Genomic DNA, 20,010 nt, shown 5'->3' with positions numbered 1-20,010 from the left:
ATTCTGAAACCGGTGGTTGCTTGTTATAGCAAGTCTTCAGGTATGCTAGCTATGCATTTTGTACAGGATTTTACATCTAAGCCCACACAATGTTTCCCAATACAAGTAGCACAATCAATGGGGTTGCCGTGCTCAGGGAGACACGGAGTGAGACAGTTTCCAACACATCCTGGAGCATTGACACCACAGTTGAAACATGCCTCAGCATCAACCTGTGTGGTCACTGCTTTTTCAACTGAGGCATTATTAATTTTTGGACGCTCTATTTCTCCCGTAACGTAGTACGTCTCGCTTTCTCCAGTTTTCACGTAGTAATGATCATTCACATATAGAGCAGTGAAATTTTCGCTTCCTACGAGTTTAGACAGTTGAACTTGTTCGCTACGTGTCACAGTAGTAGTGAGACTCGTTCTATTACCCTTGTTGCGAAGTGTAAAGTCAACACCAGCCGGAATACTATTAACCCGAGTAGGTAGTGACCTCCGAGTTTCGCCGGTTAGATTTTCTACTTTAAATTTCAACGACGTATCTCCTTGATCGAATTTTCCGATATTCGATTCAAGCACTTCTAAGAATTTCACTGTTCCAACCTCCGTGTCGAGGTTGGCAGAAGCCAGTTTCAGGTTTCTTCCTTCATATACCTCAGAATTTTGGTCTTTTACTTCGGGGTTCCCTACCTTTTCCAACAAATCTTTTAAATTTTCTGAATCAAGAAAATCATCTATTTCGAATTTTTCTTCAGGGTTCGGCCTCAAAAAACCGGAAGTTAATGCTGCACTGCTTGTTGCACAGGCGGCTCCGAGGAAGCGGCGTCGATTGAGTGAACGATTCTTCGAACTTTCTTTTTCCATTTCCCGCGGCATTAATACATTCTTATATTTTAGACTATAAATATATTTTTATTTATTAGATTTTATTTTGGTGTGGTTTTATATTATGTGATGGTCGTTTTTCGCTCATGCGGAGACGCACCTTCCTGACCTCACTCGCGGCCGCAACGGGCGGTTCGGCCGCAGGTATCGAACTGACCGACCGCGTACGCGCGGCGTCCGGTCAGATTCCCGAACTCGAATGCTACTCCACGTCGAGTTTGGTGGACTACAACTACGAACCGCTCACCGACGACACCGCCGTCGCGGTGTGGGCCGAGAACACCGCGACGAACAGCGACGCCGACTCGAACGGCGACGGCGTCCTCTACGGCGACGACGCGTCGATTCCGCTCGTCGCCACCGACTGGAACGTGGTCGGGTTCGGGTCGATGCTGGTCACGGACTCCGACAGTAGTTGGCGACGCGGCAACGAGGAGTTCCTGCTCAACGTCTGGGACGACGCGCTCGGCGGGTCGGGAACCGTCCTCTGGGACGAGGGGCACGGCCAGTTCTACGGTCTCTCGAAGTTCTCCCAGTTCGAGAGCTACGCGGAGAACAACGGCTACACCGTCGAAGCGACCACCTCGCTCGCGTCGGACCTCTCCGGAGCAGACGCGGCGGTCGTCACCTCGCCGAGTACGGCGCTCACGTCGAGCGAACTCTCCGCGCTCGGCGACTTCGTGGCGAATGGCGGCTGGCTGTTCCTCCACGACCAGTCGGACTACGGCGGCTACGACGCCACGGGGAACCTCAACGACATCGCGGGCTACCTCGAACTCGCGTTCCGGTTCAACGACGACCAAGTGACCGACCAGTTCCGGAACGGCGGCGAACCCTACCAGCCGACGACCACGCAGTTCGACACGTCGTTCCCTTACTTCGGTGACCGCGACGGTCTGGGTCTCGACCCCGACAAGACCTACACAGTGCCCGTGACGGAGGTCCTCGACGGCGACACGGTGAAAGTCGAGTTCGCCGACGGCACGACCGAGAACGTCCGCATCCTCGGGACCGACACCGCCGAGAAGTCCTCGAACAGCCAGTACGAGCGCGTCCAAGAGTGGGAGGGCATCGAGGAAAACACCTACCTCGAAAACAAGGCCGACGATGCCACCGCCTTCGGGCAGAACGAACTCGGTGGAAAGACAGTGGACCTCGTGTTCGACGAGAACGAACCGGTTCGGGACGCCTTCGGCCGCGTGCTGGGCTATCTCTACTACGACAAGTCCGGCGACGGGACCCGCGACGCCAACTACAACCACCAACTCGTCAAGCAGGGCCACGCCCGCGTCTACGACTCGTCGTTCGCCAAACACCGCGAGTTCCGGGCCTCGGAGGACGCCGCGCGCGCCGAGGGCCGACAGGTCTGGGCCGAGAGCGACCCCGAGAACTCGACCGAGATTCGTGACAACCCCGTGGACGACCTCTTCTTCCCGCAGACCGCGAGCATCCGGACCGCCTCGGGCGCGGTGGCGGACTCGCGCGTGCCGGTCTACGCCGAGACCAGCGCGACCCAGCGACTCGACGGCGGCCACGACTACAGCGGCGACATCCCACTGGTGGCCGTGGACGAGGACGCCAGCGTCGGCGTCGTCGGCGGTCCGTTCATCGACGAGGGCTACGAGCAAAACGAGGGGTACAGCACCGATACCTCGGGCTACGGCAACTACCCCTTCCTGACGAATCTCGTGGACTACCTCGCGGACGCCTCGGGCGACATCCTCATCGACGGCGGTCACGGCCAGTTCAACGCGAGTTACGGTCTCTCCGCCGAGGACGCCGCCTACTACATGCGCTATCTCGAAGGACAGGACATCGGCTTCGAGGGCGTCAACGAGTTCACCAGCGCGACCCTTGAGGGCGCGCGAGCGGTCGTCGTCACGACTCCGCCCGAGTCGTTCGCCCAGAGCGAAATCGACGCGCTGAACGCCTTTGTCTCGAACGGCGGCGCGGTCGTGCTGATGGGCAGCGGCGTGACTACGCCGGAAGCGCGCGCGAACGTCAACGACCTCGCCAGCGGTCTCGGGTCGGACCTCCGGGTCAACGCCGACCAAGTCGTTGACGACACCAACAGCGTGGCGACCAGCGCCGAGGTGCCCGAGACGACCGTCTTCGACGGGTCGTTCCCGCTGTTCGACGCCTACACGCCCGACGACGGCGGTTCGTCCGGACCCTCGGTCTCGATTCCGACTATCAGCGAGGACGGCGCGACCCTCAACGACGAGTACGTGGACGTGAAAAACACCGGGGCGAGTAGCCTCGACCTGACCGACTGGTCGCTCGAAGATGAAGCGAACAACACTTACCAGTTCCCCGATGGCTTCTCGCTCGACGCTGGCGAGACGGTGCGGGTCCACACCGGGAGCGGCACGGACTCGGCGACCGACCTCTACTGGGGTCGCGGGTCCGCGGTCTGGAACAACGACAGCGACACGGCGTCCGTCTACGACGACACCGGAAACCTCGCCGTCGAACGGACGTACCCGACCAACGACTCGGACAGCAAAATCGCCGTCAAGACCATCAGCGAGGACGGCAAGACGCTCAACGACGAGTACGTGGACTTCGAGAACACCGGGTCCAGCGGCGAGGACCTGACCGGGTGGACCGTCGAGGACGAGGCGGGCAACAGCTACCAGTTCCCCGACGGCTTCTCGCTCGGCGCTGGCGACGCGGTTCGTCTCCACTCGGGCGACGGCACGGACTCGGCGACCGAACTCTACTGGGGCGGGTCGTACATCTGGAACAACGGGGGCGACACGGTGTACCTCTACGACGACGGCGGAAGCCTCCACACCGAGTACAGTTACTGAGAGATTCGTCTCGCGGTCTTTTTCTCTCCCCCCATTCGCTACTCGCTGTCCTTCCGTTCGGTACTCTCTGCTCGGTACTCTTCACCTCTCGAAAAGCGGGACGGTGGAAGTGGGGAACTTCCGAGGTGTCGCGGTAACGTCGGTGGCTGTAACACGTTGGCTGACTGGTTGGTGGCGTGCGTCGGCGAGTCGATGACAGATACCCTCAAGGCGCGACGGACGGGACGACACGCCACGTTTCGAGCGATGTACCGGGGTACGAAAAGCCTCGCTAATTGTTCGATATATCACTCAATAGCGGTACGTTCCGCTGGCCGGACGAATCGAGCGACCGCTACACGTCGTCTGTCGGGTGGAGGAACGTCTGGAACTCGACGGTCCGGCCGTCGGGGTCCGCGGCGAAGAACTGGTAGATGTCGTACGTTTCGTTCTCGTGGGGTTCCTCGCGGGCGCGGTCGGCCAGTCGCTCGTGCATCTCGTCTACGCCCGCGCGGTCGTCGGCGACGAAGGTGAGGATGCCCTCGGTGTCGGCATCCTCGCGCTCGCAGAACCCGAGCAACTGATTGTCGTACTTCAGAATCGTGCAGTCGGGCTGTTCGAGCCACACGTCCGCGCCGACGGTCTCGATGTAAAACTCGACGATGCGTTCCAAGTCGGTCGTGGCGAAGAAAGTTATCGCGCTCACACAGTCCATCTAGGAGGCGGCGGATAAAATTGTTCGAGGTGGCGAGTCGTGACCGCGGACCACTCCTCGCGCCCGAATGCACCGGGTTCGATACGTCCGTCGTGCGCATTCGGTCGAAGATTGCACCGACCGCCAAACGTGCTAACAATTATCATTGTTGCACGCGTACGACCGTCCATGCCGACGATTCGGTTTCAAGGCGAAGCGATAGACTGCAAAGAAGGCACGGTTCTCCGCGACGCGCTCCTCGATGCGGGCCTGTCGCCGCACAACGGCACGTCTCAGTACCTCAATTGCCGGGGACACGCCACCTGCGGGACCTGCGCGGTCGAGGTCCGCGGCGACGTGAGCGAGATGGCCGCCGACGAGCGCAGGCGGCTCTCGATGCGGCCACACGACCTCGACTCGGGGCTTCGACTGTCGTGCCAGACCCGCGTCGAGGGTGATGTGCAAGTGGTGAAACACCCCGGCTTCTGGGGCCAGAAGGTCGAAGACGGCGGCGAACGCGGCGAGGAGGTCGCGCCCGACTCCGACCCGACTGCCTGACCGCGCCGTCGGACGCCCGGAATTAAGCCGGTGGCGTCCGAAGCGCCGACCATGACCGTCTGGGTTCTGGGCGACCAGTTGCATCCCGACGCGGGACCGCTCGCCAACTGCTCGCCCGGCGACGAGCGCGTCCTCCTCGTGGAGTCGCGCGGGTTCGCCCGCCGGATGCCGTATCACCCTCAGAAGCTCACGCTCGTCTTCGCCGCCATGCGCCACTTCCGCGACGAGTTGCGCGACGCTGGCTACGAGGTCGAGTACCGGCGGGCCGAGACGTTCGCCGACGCCCTCGACGCTCACTTCGCCGACCACCCCGCCAACCACCTCCGCGCGATGAAACCCGCGAGCCACGGCGCGGCCGACCGCCTCCGGGACCTCGTGACCGACGCCGCGGGCGAGGAGGGACGGCTGACCCTCGTGGAGAACGACCTGTTTCTCTGTTCGCCCGACGAGTTCGACACGCGCTTTCCTGACGCGATTCCCCGCCAAGAGACGTTCTATCGCTGGATGCGCGAGCGGACGGGGTATCTGATGGAGGGCTGTGACGACGAGTCCGTTGAGGAAGACTCCCGACCCGCGGGCGGCGAGTGGAACTACGACGAACAGAACCGCCAGTTCCCGCCCGCGGAGTACGATTTTCCCGACCCACCCGCGTTCGACGCGACCGAGACGACCGAAGCCGTCGCCGATTGGGTGCGCGACGAGTTCGAGACGTGGGGCGACGACGCGCTCGGCGTCGCGGACGCGGACCCGACCGACGCCGCGAGGACCGACCTCACCGACTTCGCGGACGAGGAGGAAGACGGAGCGCGAGACGGCCGATTCCGCTGGCCGGTCACCCGCGAGCAGGCCCTGACCGCCCTCGATAGGTTCGTCGCCGAGCGATTGCCCGAGTTCGGTCCCTATCAGGACGCCATGCTCGCGCGGTCGTGGTCGGGCAACCACGCCCTGCTGTCGCCCGCGCTCAACCTCGGCCTGCTCCGGCCCGAGGAGGTAATCGAGCGCGCCATCGACGCCTACGAGGCCGACGAGGCACCCATCGAGAGCGTCGAGGGGTTCGTCCGGCAGGTCCTCGGGTGGCGCGAGTTCGTCCGCCACGCCTACCGCCGCCGGATGCCCGAGATGGCACGAGCGAATCACCTCGATGCGACCCGCGACCTGCCGCCGCTGTACTACGACGGCGAGACCGAGATGCGCTGTCTGGAGACCGTCGTTGGGCGCGTCCGAAACCGGGGGTACAGCCACCACATCGAGCGCCTGATGATTCTGTCGAACTTCGCGCTGATGTACGGCGCGGACCCCCACGAACTGAATCGCTGGTTCCACTTCGGCTACGTGGACGCCTACCACTGGGTCACGACACCCAACGTCGTCGGGATGGGCACCTTCGCCACCGACGCGCTCTCCACGAAACCGTACGCCGCGAGCGCGAACTACGTGGACAAGATGAGCGATTTCTGTGAGGGTTGTCGGTACGACCCCGACGAGACCACGGGAGAAGACGCCTGTCCGTTCAACGCGCTCTACTGGGACTTCCTCGCGGAGAACGACGAGACGCTTCGGGACAACCACCGGATGGGGCTGACCTACCACAATCTCGACCGGAAAGGCGACGACGAACTCGACGCCATCCGCGAGCGCGCCGCCGAGGTTCGAGAGCGGGCCGCGAATGGGAGCCTCTAGTCAGTCGTCCGGTCCCTCGTAGATTCCGGGGTCCACCATCGGTTCGGGGTAGTCGTCCCCGAGTTCGACGCCGTATTCGGCCTGTTCGTCGGCGGTCAGCGTCCACGGTTCGTGCGCGTTTCCACCCGGAATCTCACTCAGTTCCGGACACCACGTCCGGACGTACTCGGCGTCGGGGTCGTAGCGGTGGGCCTGCCACAGCACGTCGAACGACCGGTCCCGCGAGTCGTTGCCGACGCCAGCGACGTAGGCCCAGTTGCCGTAGTTGCTCGCGGGGTCGTAGTCCACGAGCAGGGTCTCGAAGTGGGCGGCCCCGCGACGCCAGTCGGTTCGCAGGTCGTTGGCCAGAAACGACGCCGCGTTCTGGCGCGCCCGGTTGGACTGGTAGCCCGTCGCGGCCAACTCGCGCATCGCGGCGTCCACGAACGGGATTCCGGTTTGCCCCGCCGCCCATCGCTCGAACGCGGCGGCGTTCTCGTTCGATTGGTCCGACTCGTCCGGCGCGTCCGACCAGTCTCGCCAGTCCACGTCGCGCTCCCGGATACCCTCCGGGCGAAAGAGTTGCGCGCCGTGCTTGGCGACCTGAAACTGGAAGAAGTCCCGCCAGCGCAACTCGAAGACGAGCCAGTACGTCGAGTCGTTTTCGACGCGTTCGGTCTCGTAGCGTTCCACCTCGGCGCAGACTCGCCGAGGGGACAGACACCCGAGATTCAGCCACGCCGAGAGCTTCGAGGAGTAGTCCGGCCCGAGAAGACCGTTTCTGGTCTCGCGGTACTCGCGCAGACAGTCGCGCTCCCAGATGAACTCGTCCAGTCGCGCGAGTCCGGCCGACTCCCCGCCTCGGAAGTCGAGCGCCGCGCGGTCGTCCTCCTCGGCAGTCGGGGCTTCGACGGACGAGACCCCGAGCGCGTCCGATTTCGGAATCTCGCCGAGCGAAATCCGTCCCTCCGAGTTCGCGTCCGTGGCCGCACCCGCGGCCACGGACGCAGGCGCGGGCGGCAACTCAGGTGTCCCAATCGGCTCGCGCACGCGACTGTTCGCTTCGAGGCGGTCTTTGAACGGCGTGAAAGTGTCGGCAATCTCGGCGACCGGCGTCGGCAGGTCGTCGCGGTGGTGGAGCGTGTGGGTCCAGCACGTCCGGAGTTCGACGCCGCGGTCGGCCAGCGCGCGCTCGACGCCCGTCTCGACCGCTCGCTCTTCGGGCGCGGGGAGCGTCTGGCAGTAGACCGCCGACGCGTCCGCCGCGTCCGCGAGATCTGGCAGGACCTCCTCGGGCCGCCCGTGGCGAACCACCAACTCCGAATCTCGCTCGCGCAGGTTCTCGCGGAGGTCGGCGACACTCTCGCGCAGGAACTGGGCGCGGTGCGGACCGGTCTTCTCGTACTCGAAGGAGTCGGGACCGCCGTAGGGTCGCGGCCCGAACTCGCGCGGGTCGAAGCAGTAGACCGGCAGGAGGCGGTCGGCGTCCTCGACGGCCGCGGCCAGTGTCTGATTGTCGTGCAGTCGGAGGTCGCGCCGGAACCAGACGAGCGCGACGGACGAATCCACGCTCATCTCTCGTCCTCCCACGAATCCAGCAGAGCGGGCAGGTCGGCCACCGAGTCGAGAACCGAGTCGGACGCGACCGGCGACGAGTCCGTGTCCGCGCGAGTCGTGATACCGGACAGGACCAGCGCCGTCGCCATGCCCGCGTTCTCGCCGAGCGCGATGTCCGTGTCGAGTCGGTCGCCGACGACGAGGACCTCCTCGTTCCGCCCCGCGACGCGGGATTCGACCGCCTCGGCCGCAGTTTTGCCCGGCTTGCCGAGCATCGCGTCGGGGTCGCGGTCGGCGGCCTCCGCGAGCGCGGCGACGATGGGACCCGACCCCGGAACCGGTCGGTCCGGCGCGGGAATCGTCCGGTCGGGGTCCGAGGCGACGAACGCCGCGCCCTCCAGCGCCCAGAGCGCGTCTCGGAGGCGGTCGTAACTGAACTCGCGGTCGATGGAGGCGACGACGACCTCGGCGCGGTCGGGGTCGGTTACGACTGGAACGCCCCGGTCGGCCAACATCTCGCGCAGGCCCGCCTCGCCCACCAAGTAGGTCGCCGCACCGGGGTGTTCGGCGGCCACGTAGTCGGCGGTCAGCGACCCCGAAGTCACCACGTCGTCGGGACCGACCGTGAACCCGAGGTCCGCGAGACGGGCGGCATAGGCCGCGGGCGTCTGGGTCGGGTTGTTCGACAGCATCAGGAGGTCCAGTCCGCGCTCGCGGAGTCGGTCCACCGTCTCGATGGCTCCCGGAATCACCTCGTCGCCGTGGACTAGCGTGCCGTCCACGTCGAGGACGACGCTTCGGACGGTCATCGGTCGCTCGCCTCCGCGAGGCGGGCGGCCGTCTCGGAGGCGTCACGGCGACAGTGGGGGGTCTCGGTTTTCCCGATATGCATCGTCGGTGAGTTAGGACTCGGACGCCTTGGCTCTGTTTCCGACGGCGGTCTCGAACGACCGTGCTTCCGGGCCGCGGTCTACCGCGACCCGTCTCGGTTTCGAAGCGCCTCCTCGGTCTCCCGCATGAAGGTCTCCTGTGCGTTCCGGACCGCCTCGCCCTCGGCGGGTCGAATCTGTTCGTAGCTCCCGTCCGAGTGCATGACCCACCGCTTGCGGTTGTCCGAGAGGAACGTCTCCAACACCCAGTCGAGTTTCGACTGCAGTCGCGGGTCCTCGATGGGCGCGATGGCCTCGACCCGATTGTCGAGGTTCCGGGTCATCCAGTCGGCCGATCCGACGTAGTAGCCGGGGTCGTCGTTTCCGAAGCGGTAGATGCGGGAGTGTTCGAGGAATCGGCCGACGACGCTGTACACGTCCACGTTGTCGCTGACGCCCGCCAATCCGGGGCGGAGCCGACAGATGTCTCGAACGACGAGGTCAATATCGACGCCCGCCATCGACGCTTCGTAGAGTTCCGCGACCATCTCGGGGTCCTCCAGACGGTTCACCTTGGCGGTGATACTGGCGTCCTCGCCGCGGCGGGCGCACTCGGCCTCGTTGCGAATCAGGTCCACGAAGCGCTCGCGCATGTTGCCCGGCGCGACCAGCAGTTCCCGGTACTGCTCGTGGAGCGAGTGGCCGGTGAAGTAGTTGAACAACTTCACGAGGTCTTGGCCCACGTCGCGGTCGGCGGTCAGTAGACCGAGGTCGTCGTACCGCTTGGCGGTCTCTGAGTGGTAGTTGCCCGTGCCGACGTGCGAGTACAACTGGACGCCCTCGCTGTCGTCCTCGTCGCGGACGACCAGCGAGGTCTTTGTGTGGGTCTTGAAGCCGATGGTGCCGTAGGCGACGTGAATGCCCTCCGCTTCCAGTTTCTTGGCCCACTCCAAGTTGTTCTGCTCGTCGAAGCGAGCTTTCAACTCGACCATCACCGCGACCTGCTTGCCGTTCCGGGCGGCCTCGATGAGCGTCTCGACCACCTTCGAGTCGCTGGCGGTCCGGTAGATAGCGGCCTTGATGGCCAACACGTCGGGGTCGCGGGCCGCGGTTTCGAGGAACTGCTGGACCGTCCCGGTAAACGAGTGGTACGGGTGGTGGACCAGCACGTCGTCAGCGCGAATCACGTCGAAGATGTCGCGGTCGTCGGTCCCGATGTCCGCGAGTCGCGGATGGGGCTTGGGCGACCAGTCGTCGAGTTTCAGGTCGGGGCGGTCCAGTTCGAGCAGCGAGTCGAAGTCCCGGAACGCCAGCGGGCCGCGGCGCTCGAATATCTCGCAGTCGTCCAAATCGAGTCTGTCGGCCAGTATCTCGCGGACGAGCGGGTGGGCGTCGTCCTCGATTTCGAGTCGGACGACGGTGGCGAATCGGCGCTCTTCCAAGACCTCTTCGATCATCTCGATGAGGTCCTCGGCGACCTCCTCGTCGCGCCCGACCTCGGCGTTGCGAGTGACGCGGAACGTCGAGTAGTCCACGATTTCGACGTTCGGAAAGAGCAAGTCGAGGTTGTCGGCGATAACGTCCTCTATCAGGACGAAACGGGCGTTCCGGTCGTCAGCACTCGCGCTCTCCGTACCGGAGTCGCCCGAGTCGCCGCCGACCCGGACCAGTCGCGGCCGGTTCTGCGGGACCTTCACCCGTGAGAAGGTGAGGTCGTCGTTGGGGTTCTCGCGGGTCAATACCCCGAGCGAGAGGCTGAGGTTCGAGATGTGCGGGAACGGATGTGCCGGGTCGAACGTCAGCGGCGTCAGCGTCGGGAGAACCGAACTCTCGAAGTACGCCCGGAGGTCGCCGCGCTCGTCGGCCGAGAGGTCGTCGTAGTCGAGAATCCGCACTCCGGCGTCGGCGAGCGCCGGTCTGACGGTCTCGTGGTAGCACTCGGTCTGGCGCTCGAACATCGGCCGAGCGATTTCGAGTATCTCGTCCCACTGCTCGCGCGGGGTGCGACCGTCCGGCGTGCGCTCGGTGACGCCTGCTTCGATCTGCTGTTTCAGGCCGCCGACCCGCTTGCGGAAGAACTCGTCCATGTTCGTGGTGAAGATGGAGAGAAACTTCACCTGCTCCAGCAAGGGGTTGCGCTCGTCGGTCGCCTCGTGGAGGACGCGCTTCTGGAACTCCAGTTCGCTGAGTTCCCGGTTCAGGTAGTACGCCGGGTCCGACCGGTCGAAGTCGGCCGGGGCGTCGGCCGAATCGGCGGCGTCGGACACGACGGTGGTCGTCTCGGAACTGTCGTCGTCTCCCTCCAAGGCGGCGAGGTCGCTCCCGTTCGTCTCGGCGGTGTCTGCCATCGCCGCGTTCTCGGTGTCTACCGGTCGCACCTCCTGGGAGTCGGCCCGTTCGCCGTCCGCGGTGTCGTCGGAACGTGGTGGCTCGTTCGACATCTATCGGAACACCGATTCGTCGCCGTCGAGCCGGACGACCTTGTCCGCACTGCGTTCCACGTAGGTCTCCTCGGCGGAGACCGCGACGAACTCCTCGCGGTCCCAGTCGTAGGCCGTCAGCGCGCCGCCGTGGACGCATCCGGTGTCGAGGGCGACTCCGCCGTCGGCGTCGTGGGGGCGCTCGTGGACGGTGTGGCCCGTGAACACGGTCGTCTCGCCGTCGTACTCGTCGTACCAGAGCGGACCGACGTACTCCTCGTCGGCGTGGGGCGCGCGCATGTTCAGCAGGTCGTTGACGCTGTGGTCGCGCAGGTCGCGGCGGGGGTCCACGCCACCGTGGACGACCAGCGCGCCCGCCCACGAGAGCGCGACGGGGAGCGACCGGACGAACTCGGCGTTCGCTTCCGAGAGGTCGAGGTCGGTCTCGCCGCGGAGAATTTTGGCTTCGTTGTTCCCGCGGACGCTCACGAGGTTCGGCCGCTCGCGCACGATGTCCAACACGCCCTCGGTGTCGGGACCCTTGCGCACGAGGTCGCCGACGAACACCACGAGGTCGTCCTCGGACACGTCGAGGCGTTCGAGCAGCGTTTCCAGTTCCGCTCGACAACCGTGAACATCGCCGACGACGTAGATGTCGTCCCACTCCTCGGCGTCGATTCGTTCGTTGGGGACGCCCTCGGCGAAACGCGACTCGGACTCCTTCGACAGTTGCTCGCCGGTAGTAATAGCCATTCACCTCTAGAGAGGGTGAATCCGTATTAAACTGGTACTATGAGAGATATATAGTGGTTTTTAGACCGCTGGAGGGTGGGACCTCCCGGTCACGTCGCCATCGGCGTCTGGCGACACGATGTGAATCCGGTCGGTCAGCAGTTGCGACTGTGCCGTCGTGTTCGACAGACCACAAAACACTTCACGCGCACCTGTGAGCGTCCCGATATGAACCGCGACACGATGCTGGCGGGCGGAATCGCCGTCGTCGTCGCGGTGTCGCTTCTCGCCGCCACCGTGGTCCCCGGCGCGATAGCCCAACCCGAGTCCGACCCCGTTCGGTCCGGTCACCTCGACATTCAGGAGGTCTCTATCGCACCCACGGCGGTGTCGGGCGGCACCGCGACCCTACAGGTCGATACGCGCCTCGAACACTGGGGCGGCGAGTCCGAGAACGTCACCGTCCGCGTCCGGGCGGTCGGTCTCGAATCCGGACTGGTCGAGACGACGACCGAAACGGCCGTCGAACCCATCTCGGGCGAGCGCGAGGTGTCGGTCCTCCAGAATCTCTCGGTCGAACGCGCCGGTGGCTACCGCGTCGAAACCGCGGTCTACCGCGACGGCGCGCGCATCGCTGACGGAAGCACGGAGGTCCGGGGCGTCGGCACGCTCACGCCCGCGTACGCCCGGACCGATGTCCGGTTCCACTGGCAGAGCGGCGACGGATTTCCGCCGATAGAGTACACTGTCCGGAACGCCGAGAACGACCGCGCCACGCTCGACGTTTCGACGTTCCTGACCAACGAGGGCGACGCCGACTCCGAGGAGTTGCGAGTCGTCGTCACCGCGCGACAGGCTGACTCGAACGTCGTCGCCAACCGGACCGAAGTCGAAGTCGGCACCATCCGACCCGGCCGAACCGCGACGCCGAGCGTCGAACTGACCGTCCCCGACGAGTACAACTATTACCTCGACGCGGTACTGTGGAAAGACGGCGTCATCGTCGGCACAGCCCGTAGCGTGGCGAATCTGAACCCGACCGAGACCGTCCGCACGAACGAGACGGTCCGCGAGGTCGGCATCAAGGTCAGCGACTTCGAGGACGGCGACACCAACCGCGGAGCGCGCGAGACGACGGCCAGCTCCGACGCGGACGGTAGCGTCCCCGGATTCGGGGTCGGCGTCGCAGTCGCCGCGCTGGGCGGCGCACTGCTGCTCGCACGGAGGCAATCATGACCGAGACTAACACCGACACGGAAATGACCGAGGAATCGACTCACCAGCAGACGCCGACGACGACTTCCGGATTCGAGATACGGACGAACCTCTACCGGGCCGCGCTGGCGCTGTTCGTCCTGCTCGCCGTCGTCGCGGTGATTCAACTGTACGCCAGCGTCAACGCCACCATCAACACGTTCATTACGGCCGAGTACCGGTCGCTGTTCCGCGCGGCGTTCAATCTGGTCGTGCTGTTGGTCTCGGGCATCGGCATCTCGCGGACGGTGCGGGAACTGAGCGGAGAGTAGGCCCGACCGATTCGGTTCGGCGGGCGGAATCCAATTCTACAAAAAATTAATAAGCATTAGAGGGGAAAGAACCCCTATGGACATCGAATCAGAGGGTTCCATCGAACTGCAAGGCGATGAAGAACCGGACATTGACGACGAGGACGTGTTCCCGCCGAGTTTCATGCAGGAACACACCGACCACGATTCGCTCTGGGACTTCTTCGGCAACAGCCAGTGGGAGATCGACGGCGAGGAGGACCTCAAAGCGGTCCCCGACGACGAGTTCGACGCGTACGTCGCCGCGAACAGCAACTTCGACGATTGGGACGAGATGAAAGCGAAAGCCGCGGCACAGATGCTTGCTCGGGAGATGGACTTCTGAAGCGGTCGTCCGGTACCGTCGGCTACGCAACTCGCTATCCGGCGTCGGGTTGCGTTCGTACTCCGAACGAACTCTCGGAAGAACATTCGCTTCTAGAAGCTGGGAAAGCCCAGTATTTCGCCCCCTGAGGTGTATCAGGAATTGTTTCTCTATCGGACAGGAAACGTGAGGAAAGGGAGTGGGCCAACGCGGATTTGAACCGCGAACCTCCCGGTTATCAGCCGAGCGCTCAACCTAATTGAGCTATTGGCCCTCGAACGCATTCTCTGCTTGCGCCCTTGAATGTTTAAGCGTTTCCTTTCGATGCCGGTTCGGCACGCCCTCACGGTGTTTTCCGGACAATCGCCCGCCCGTTTTGCCTCGTCGTCGCTTGAGCGCAACCGGCCGCGCTACGTCTCTTTCTCGCCGTCCTCGCGCTCCTCGGACTCGATGTCGTAGGCGTCGTCGTCCACGCGGTAGGTGTCCTCCGAGGCGTCGGAGTGGCTCCGCGACCCCGAACTCGTTCCGCTCGCGCCGGGACTTGCACTCCCTGCGCCAGCGTGGCCCGGATTCCCACCGCCCGCGCTCGCTCCGCCCGCACCGACATCCTCGGCGTTCGGGAACCCGAAGGTGTAGACGTTGCCGGTGGCGAACCCGTTGGTTTTCTTCTCGAGATAGGGCTTGACGAACCACTTCTGGACCGCCTCGCGGACGAGGATGCGCGAGGGCGGGAACGCCAGAAGGAACCCCACGCTGTCCGTGACGAGACCCGGCGTGAGCAGGAACGCGCCCGCCGCGATGAGGAGCGCGCCGTCGGTCAGTTCGTCGGTCGGGACCCTGCCCTCGCCGACCGCTTTCTGTAGCTTCCGGATGGTGTGACGGCCCTCCGCGCGGACGAACAGCGTTCCGATTAGCGCGGTCAGGACGACCAGCGCCACCGTCAGCGCGGGTCCGAGTTCGCTCGCCACGACGACGAGGAACAGCGCGTCTAAGAGCGGGATGAGGAGGAGTCCGAAGAGTACGCGTTTCATCAGTGCTGTCTTGGCCGATGGTAGTCGTTCGCGCCCTAAAACGTTTTAGGTGCCGAGAGTGTTCGTCGGCCGTCCGCGTTCGCTCGCGCCGAGAGCGAACCGTTTTTGGACCGTTTCTACCAACCATCGCCATGGAACGACTCCGCGAGTCACTCCACGAAGCACCGATTATCGACAAAGACGGCTATCAGTACCTCGTTCACCCCATCAGCAACGGCGTGCCGATGCTCGAACCCGAACTGCTTCGGGAAGTCGTCGTCGGCATCACGCAGGCGGCCGACCTCGACGTGGACAAAATCGTCGCCCCCGAGGCGATGGGCATCCATATCGCCACCGCGCTCTCGCTCCAGACCGACGTGCCCCTCGTGGTCATCCGCAAGCGCGAGTACGGACTGGAGGGCGAAGTCGCGCTCCACCAGACCACGGGCTACTCCGAGTCGGAGATGTACATCAACGACATCGAGGAGGGCGACCGCGTCCTCATCGTGGACGACCTGCTCTCGACCGGCGGGACGCTGGCCTCCATCTGCGACGCGATGGACGAAATCGGCGCGGAAATCGCGGACATCGCGGTCGTCATCCGGAAACTCGGCGAGACGGCGCTCGACGAGACGGAGTACGAGGCGACGAGTCTGGTCGATATCTCCGTCGAGGACTTCGAAGTGACGATTCACTAGGTGCGATATGCTTATGACGGATGCGCAACGAATAGCTAGCGTTGGCAACTCGCCAACGTCCCAAGTCGTGCAATCCAACAGGGCAGGCCGATAACCTCGACGTGCCTGTGGATGCGCGGGGCTAGGACACTTCAATCATCGTTCTCCAAGAAAACCCGCCACAGAGGAGCGGCGGGACCGCCGTCACTTACTCCGCTTTCGTTCGGGCGGTGATGTACTGCCCGAGAAGCCAGCAGCACAGGCAGAGGATCATAACGACCTTGCCAAAGCTGACTCCGTAGAGCAGCAAGACTGTACCTGCAAACATGCCTGCAGAGAGCGCAGGGAGATGAGACACCTCAATCATCGTTCGTAGGGGTCGCCCCGACTGTGGGACTTGCGTCGTTTTGGCGACGCTATCAGACTGTCCGTTGACAATAATATAAAAAGCTTCGTAAGCGAAGTGAAAGTGAAGAGTATGGATTTTCGTCAATCAGTGTCAATTAGAATCTTTCGAGATAGTAACCGTCCGAGCTAACTGTGGTACTGAAGACGAGTAGAAGCTAGCTTCAGGCTTGAACAACTCACACCGCACGGCACCGCCACGACGCCACAGCACCACTCCGCACCGCTACCGCCCCGCATCAGCCTCACGCCTCCCCAACCGCCTGCGTTGTCTGCGAACCGCGTTCGCAGACTACTCAGCCCTCGCGCGGATGGGCGCGGCCACTCGCAGGCCGCGCCCGCACGCGCCGGGTCGAACGTTCCACCGAGCGAAACCGACGTACGAATAATACACAAACTTGCATATTACTTCCCTTCTAGAACCAAATATGCGCTCGAACGCGAAACAATTATTGAACCCGACCCGTTCGTCGGGAGTATAATGGCGACAGACACGGACGGCGAGATAGACCTCGATTACGAACTCGACGACCGGCCGCCGTGGCCTAAGTCCCTCCTGCTGGGACTCCAGCACGTCGCGGTCATGCTGGTTCCGGCGACCGCGGTGGCGTTCATCGTCGCGGGCGCGGTCGGCCTGAGCGCGGGTGACACGGCCTACATCGTCCAGATGGTCCTGCTGTTCTCCGGACTGGCGACCGTCGTGCAGGCCTACACGGTCGGCCCGGTCGGAGCCAAACTCCCCATCGTGATGGGGACCAGTTTCACCTTCGTCGGCGCGGCCTCCTCAATCGGCGCGAGCTACGGACTCGGGGCCGTCTTCGGCGCGATACTGGTCACGGGCTTCGTCGTGGAGGGTATCATCGGCTGGCAGTTCGACCGCATCGAACCGTTCTTCCCGCCGCTCGTGACCGGACTCGTCGTCATCATCATCGGACTCTACCTCGTCCCGGTGGCGATGGACTACTCGGCGGGCGGCGTCGGCGCGAGCGACTACGGCGCGGCCCACAACGTCGGTCTCGCCGCGCTGGTCCTGTTCGTCTCGGTCGCGCTCAACCTCTTCACCGACGGCGTCACGCGACTCCTCAGCACGCTCGTCGGTCTCACTGTCGGCTACGTCGCTGCGCTCGCGCTCGGTCTCGTTGACTTCTCGCCGGTCGCGTCGGCGTCGTGGGTCGCGGTCCCCAACCCCGGCGCGTTCGGGTTCGAGTTCGAACCGGTCCCAATCGTCACCTTCGCCTTTCTCTTTCTGGTCTCGGCGATGGAGACAGTCGGCGACATGTCGAGCGTCACGGCCGCCGAGGGTCGCACGCCCGACAGCGAGGAACTACGCGGCGGTCTGTTCACCGACGGCCTGCTGAGTTCGCTCGGCGCGGCGTTCGGCGCGTTCCCCGTCACCTCATTCTCGCAGAACGCGGGCATCGTCAACTTCACCGGCGTCATGAGTCGCCACGTCGTCGGTGTCGCCGGGGCCATCCTCGCGGTCCTCGGACTTAGCCCGAAAGTCGGCGCGGCGGTCGCCACCATCCCGAGTCCCGTCTTCGGCGGCGCAGTCTTGCTGATGTCCGGGATGGTCGCCGCCAGCGGCGCGCGCCTCGTCTTTCTCCACACCGATCTCGACCGCCGGAACATGGTCATCCTCGCGGTGTCGCTCGGTCTCGGTCTCGGCGTCGCCACGCGCCCCGACGCGATTCAGGGTCTCCCGAGTGCCGCCCAGACCTTCTTCGGCGAACCAGTCGTCGTCACCGCGCTGACCGCGCTCGTCTTCAACACGCTCACGCCCGGCGAGCAGAGTCCGCTGTTCGACGCGCCCCCCGAGGAATCGGTCGCCGAGACGGAGGAACCGCCCGCGTCCGCGGACGATTAAACGAGCAGCGAACCTCGGCACACTTTTCCCCGCAGATGCGGTCACTCCCTCCATGCGACTGCTGTTCGTCCACTCCGACCATCTGGAGTTCGAGACCACCACGGAGACCGGGGAGGGTATCGCCGAGACCGAGGGCGTCCCGATGGCGGGCCGGATGGAGGACTGCGTGACCGCGTTCGTCAGCGTCGAGACCGGAGACGAGGCCGACCTCGACGCCGCGGTCGCAAATGCCGCCGACGAGGTACGCGACGTGACCGACCAGTTGAACACCCGGAAAATTGTTCTCTACCCCTACGCTCACCTGAGCGACGACCTCGCGGCCCCCGAGAGCGCTACGAACGTCCTCCGGGACCTCGAAAACGCCCTCGACGGAGACTACGAGGTCCTGCGGGCACCCTTCGGCTGGTACACGTCCTTCGAGGTCGCCTGCAAGGGTCACCCGCTCTCGGAACTCTCCCGGCACGTCACGCCCGAGCGCGGCGAGGAGGACGGAAGCGACGAACGCGCGTCGAGCGACTGGAAACTCGCGTTTTCCGACGGCGAGACCGCCGACCTCCCGGCGACGGACGCCATCGACTCGCTCGACGCGGAGGACGACGACCGCGTGAGCGACGACATGCGCGCGCTCGTCGCCGACGAAGTGGAGCGCGAGACCGCCAACGCGGGCGAGCAACCGCCCCACGTCGAGTTGATGCGCGAGCAGGAACTGGTCGGCGACGACGAGATGAGCGACGCGGGCACCCTTCGGTGGTACCCCCGCGGGAAGCTAATTCGGGACTCCCTCGTCGAGTACGTTGACGACCTCGCGGTCGAGTACGGCGGGATGCCCGTCGAGACGCCCGCGATGTACGACCTCGGAGTGCGGGCGGTCCGGGAACACGCCGAGACGTTCGGCGAGCGCCAGTATCGCTTCGAGTCGGGCGACCGCCCGACGATGCTCCGACCGGCGGCCTGTGTCGGCCAGTTCTCCGTCATGCGGGACATGCAGATTGCGGAGTCCGACCTCCCGCTTCGCCTCTACGAGACGGCCACCTCGTTCCGGCGCGAACGGCGCGGCGAAGTCGCGGGCCTGACCCGCCAGCGCGCGTTCATGATGCCCGACATGCACACCGCGACCCGCGACGTGGAACAGGCCAAAGCGGAACTCCGGGCGCAGGCGACCCTCGCGCTCCGGACCAGCGACGACCTCGGCCTGAACTACGAACCCGCGATTCGCGTGACCCGCGAGTTCTACGACGACAACGAGGCGTGGGTTGAGTCGCTTGCCGAAGACCTCGGCACGCCCGCCTTGCTCGAAATTCTGCCCGAGCGTCGCTACCACTGGTCGGCGAAGGTGGACTTCGCGGTCATCGACGGGCTGGGTCGTCCCATCGAGATTCCCACCGTGCAACTTGACGTAGAGAGCGCCGAACGGTTCGACATCGAGTACAGCACGGGCGAGGAGACGCGCCATCCGCCGATTCTCCACTCCTCGCCGACCGGGAGCATCGAGCGCGTGCTGGCCGCCCTCCTCGAAACGGCCGCCGAGCGAGACGTTCCGCGACTCCCGACATGGCTCTCGCCCACGCAGGTCCGGTTCGTCCCGGTCGGCGACGAACACGGTGACTACTGCGATGCGCTCGCCGACGACCTCCGGTCGTCGGGTATCCGCGCCGACGTGGACGAGCGCGACGAGACGGTCGGCAAGCGCATCGCAACCGCCGAGTCCGACTGGGTACCCTACTACGTCGTGGTCGGCGACCGCGAGGTCGAAACCGACGACGAGCAGTTGGCGGTGACCGTCCGCGGCGAGGGCGAGGAGCGCGAATTGACGTTCGGGGAGTTAGAGTCGGCAGTCCTTGCCGACATCGGTGACTCGCCGAAAAAGCGGCGCTACCTCCCGAAACGAGTCAGTAAGCGCCCGAGCTTCGCGGGTCGGTAGCCGGAGTTTTCGAGGCGGCGTCTTAGGAGAACGCGACAATTTCGTGTTCGCTACGTACAGGTCCGCTCGACGCGCTGTAGGCATGTTTATCGGTGCCAACCCTCAAGTTGA

Annotated in this window: 16 protein-coding genes and 1 tRNA gene; 9 read left to right on the top strand and 8 right to left on the bottom strand. The window is 64.4% G+C overall.

All coding sequences use genetic code 11. The features are described 5' to 3' along the window. Positions 1–23: 23 nt before the first annotated feature. Entirely contained in the window at positions 24–863 is an 840-nt protein-coding gene (locus EP007_RS02880) for a twin-arginine translocation signal domain-containing protein (RefSeq protein WP_128476216.1), read from the bottom strand. Positions 864–958: 95 nt separating this feature from the next. Between EP007_RS02880 and EP007_RS02875 the strand changes: the two genes are divergently transcribed. Next, on the top strand, positions 959–3,685 hold the full coding sequence (locus tag EP007_RS02875) for a DUF4350 domain-containing protein (RefSeq protein ID WP_243700433.1): 2,727 nt from the start codon (positions 959–961) through the stop codon (positions 3,683–3,685). A 334-nt stretch (positions 3,686–4,019) separates the two neighbouring features. On the opposite strand, the gene EP007_RS02865 is transcribed toward EP007_RS02875, so the two are convergent. Continuing rightward, positions 4,020–4,370: a VOC family protein gene (locus EP007_RS02865; protein ID WP_243700432.1), complete on the bottom strand. Its 351-nt coding sequence runs from the start codon at positions 4,368–4,370 to the stop codon at positions 4,020–4,022. Positions 4,371–4,547: 177 nt separating this feature from the next. Between EP007_RS02865 and EP007_RS02860 the strand changes: the two genes are divergently transcribed. Then, the gene (locus tag EP007_RS02860) at positions 4,548–4,916 is read left to right on the top strand and encodes a 2Fe-2S iron-sulfur cluster-binding protein (RefSeq protein ID WP_128476214.1); all 369 of its coding nucleotides are present in this window, start codon (positions 4,548–4,550) and stop codon (positions 4,914–4,916) included. 51 nt (positions 4,917–4,967) lie between these two features. Next, positions 4,968–6,596, top strand: a complete 1,629-nt coding sequence (locus EP007_RS02855; RefSeq protein WP_128476213.1) for a cryptochrome/photolyase family protein — start codon at positions 4,968–4,970, stop codon at positions 6,594–6,596. Here the strand turns inward: EP007_RS02855 and EP007_RS02850 are convergent, their stop codons facing one another. From EP007_RS02850 to EP007_RS02835, 4 genes are all read right to left on the bottom strand, one after another. Next, positions 6,597–8,144 (bottom strand): DASH family cryptochrome, encoded by a 1,548-nt coding sequence (locus EP007_RS02850; protein WP_368408097.1) that lies wholly within the window; start codon positions 8,142–8,144, stop codon positions 6,597–6,599. It abuts the gene before it with no gap. A gap of 2 nt (positions 8,145–8,146) precedes the next feature. Next, positions 8,147–8,941, bottom strand: a complete 795-nt coding sequence (locus tag EP007_RS02845) for an HAD-IIA family hydrolase (protein ID WP_128476211.1) — start codon at positions 8,939–8,941, stop codon at positions 8,147–8,149. Positions 8,942–9,102: 161 nt separating this feature from the next. Further along, the gene (gene ppk1, locus EP007_RS02840; protein WP_128476210.1) at positions 9,103–11,442 is read right to left on the bottom strand and encodes a polyphosphate kinase 1; all 2,340 of its coding nucleotides are present in this window, start codon (positions 11,440–11,442) and stop codon (positions 9,103–9,105) included. Then, a complete protein-coding gene (locus EP007_RS02835) occupies positions 11,443–12,174 on the bottom strand; it encodes a metallophosphoesterase family protein (RefSeq protein ID WP_128476209.1) in 732 nt (243 codons plus the stop codon). A 207-nt stretch (positions 12,175–12,381) separates the two neighbouring features. On the opposite strand from EP007_RS02835, the gene EP007_RS02830 reads away from it, so the two are divergent. The 3 genes from EP007_RS02830 to EP007_RS02820 all read left to right on the top strand — a co-directional run bounded on the left by EP007_RS02830 (position 12,382) and on the right by EP007_RS02820 (position 14,043). Next, positions 12,382–13,389: a DUF7490 domain-containing protein gene (locus EP007_RS02830; protein ID WP_128476208.1), complete on the top strand. Its 1,008-nt coding sequence runs from the start codon at positions 12,382–12,384 to the stop codon at positions 13,387–13,389. Beyond that, positions 13,386–13,679 carry a hypothetical protein gene (locus tag EP007_RS02825; RefSeq protein ID WP_128476207.1) on the top strand — a complete coding sequence of 98 codons (294 nt, stop codon included), beginning with the start codon at positions 13,386–13,388 and terminating at the stop codon, positions 13,677–13,679. Before EP007_RS02830 ends, EP007_RS02825 begins: the two co-directional genes overlap by 4 nt. Before the next feature lie 76 nt (positions 13,680–13,755). Beyond that, positions 13,756–14,043, top strand: coding sequence for a hypothetical protein (locus tag EP007_RS02820; protein WP_128476206.1), 288 nt, complete (start codon positions 13,756–13,758; stop codon positions 14,041–14,043). Between the two features lie 179 nt (positions 14,044–14,222). Here the strand turns inward: EP007_RS02820 and EP007_RS02815 are convergent. Together EP007_RS02815 and EP007_RS02810 are read right to left on the bottom strand one after the other, a co-directional pair. Continuing rightward, positions 14,223–14,296: transfer RNA gene (locus EP007_RS02815), tRNA-Ile, on the bottom strand. Between the two features lie 136 nt (positions 14,297–14,432). After that, positions 14,433–15,053: an FxsA family protein gene (locus EP007_RS02810; protein WP_208023522.1), complete on the bottom strand. Its 621-nt coding sequence runs from the start codon at positions 15,051–15,053 to the stop codon at positions 14,433–14,435. 131 nt (positions 15,054–15,184) lie between these two features. Here EP007_RS02810 and hpt point away from each other — a divergent pair, with 131 nt between their 5' ends. The 3 genes from hpt to EP007_RS02795 all read left to right on the top strand — a co-directional run bounded on the left by hpt (position 15,185) and on the right by EP007_RS02795 (position 19,899). After that, positions 15,185–15,730 (top strand): hypoxanthine/guanine phosphoribosyltransferase, encoded by a 546-nt coding sequence (gene hpt / locus EP007_RS02805; protein WP_128476204.1) that lies wholly within the window; start codon positions 15,185–15,187, stop codon positions 15,728–15,730. Between the two features lie 865 nt (positions 15,731–16,595). Next, positions 16,596–17,978, top strand: a complete 1,383-nt coding sequence (locus tag EP007_RS02800; RefSeq protein WP_128476203.1) for a uracil-xanthine permease family protein — start codon at positions 16,596–16,598, stop codon at positions 17,976–17,978. A 52-nt stretch (positions 17,979–18,030) separates the two neighbouring features. After that, positions 18,031–19,899: a threonine--tRNA ligase gene (locus tag EP007_RS02795; RefSeq protein ID WP_128476202.1), complete on the top strand. Its 1,869-nt coding sequence runs from the start codon at positions 18,031–18,033 to the stop codon at positions 19,897–19,899. Positions 19,900–20,010 lie beyond the last annotated feature (111 nt).

Origin of the sequence: Halorussus pelagicus (assembly GCF_004087835.1) — an archaeon.
In the GTDB taxonomy this organism is placed as follows: domain Archaea; phylum Halobacteriota; class Halobacteria; order Halobacteriales; family Haladaptataceae; genus Halorussus; species Halorussus pelagicus.
Note: the sequence above shows the minus strand (reverse complement) of the source record. Positions and strands in the feature narration are given on the sequence as shown.

Excerpts from the sequence above, each read along its gene's own strand:
- EP007_RS02880 (WP_128476216.1), bottom strand. The coding sequence starts at position 863 with ATGCCGCGGGAAATGGAAAAAGAAAGTTCGAAGAATCGTTCACTCAAT.
- EP007_RS02875 (WP_243700433.1), top strand. The coding sequence starts at position 959 with ATGCGGAGACGCACCTTCCTGACCTCACTCGCGGCCGCAACGGGCGGT.
- EP007_RS02860 (WP_128476214.1), top strand. The coding sequence starts at position 4,548 with ATGCCGACGATTCGGTTTCAAGGCGAAGCGATAGACTGCAAAGAAGGC.
- EP007_RS02855 (WP_128476213.1), top strand. The coding sequence starts at position 4,968 with ATGACCGTCTGGGTTCTGGGCGACCAGTTGCATCCCGACGCGGGACCG.
- EP007_RS02845 (WP_128476211.1), bottom strand. The coding sequence starts at position 8,941 with ATGACCGTCCGAAGCGTCGTCCTCGACGTGGACGGCACGCTAGTCCAC.
- ppk1 (WP_128476210.1), bottom strand. The coding sequence starts at position 11,442 with ATGTCGAACGAGCCACCACGTTCCGACGACACCGCGGACGGCGAACGG.
- EP007_RS02835 (WP_128476209.1), bottom strand. The coding sequence starts at position 12,174 with ATGGCTATTACTACCGGCGAGCAACTGTCGAAGGAGTCCGAGTCGCGT.
- EP007_RS02830 (WP_128476208.1), top strand. The coding sequence starts at position 12,382 with ATGAACCGCGACACGATGCTGGCGGGCGGAATCGCCGTCGTCGTCGCG.
- EP007_RS02825 (WP_128476207.1), top strand. The coding sequence starts at position 13,386 with ATGACCGAGACTAACACCGACACGGAAATGACCGAGGAATCGACTCAC.
- EP007_RS02820 (WP_128476206.1), top strand. The coding sequence starts at position 13,756 with ATGGACATCGAATCAGAGGGTTCCATCGAACTGCAAGGCGATGAAGAA.
- EP007_RS02810 (WP_208023522.1), bottom strand. The coding sequence starts at position 15,053 with ATGAAACGCGTACTCTTCGGACTCCTCCTCATCCCGCTCTTAGACGCG.
- hpt (WP_128476204.1), top strand. The coding sequence starts at position 15,185 with ATGGAACGACTCCGCGAGTCACTCCACGAAGCACCGATTATCGACAAA.
- EP007_RS02800 (WP_128476203.1), top strand. The coding sequence starts at position 16,596 with ATGGCGACAGACACGGACGGCGAGATAGACCTCGATTACGAACTCGAC.
- EP007_RS02795 (WP_128476202.1), top strand. The coding sequence starts at position 18,031 with ATGCGACTGCTGTTCGTCCACTCCGACCATCTGGAGTTCGAGACCACC.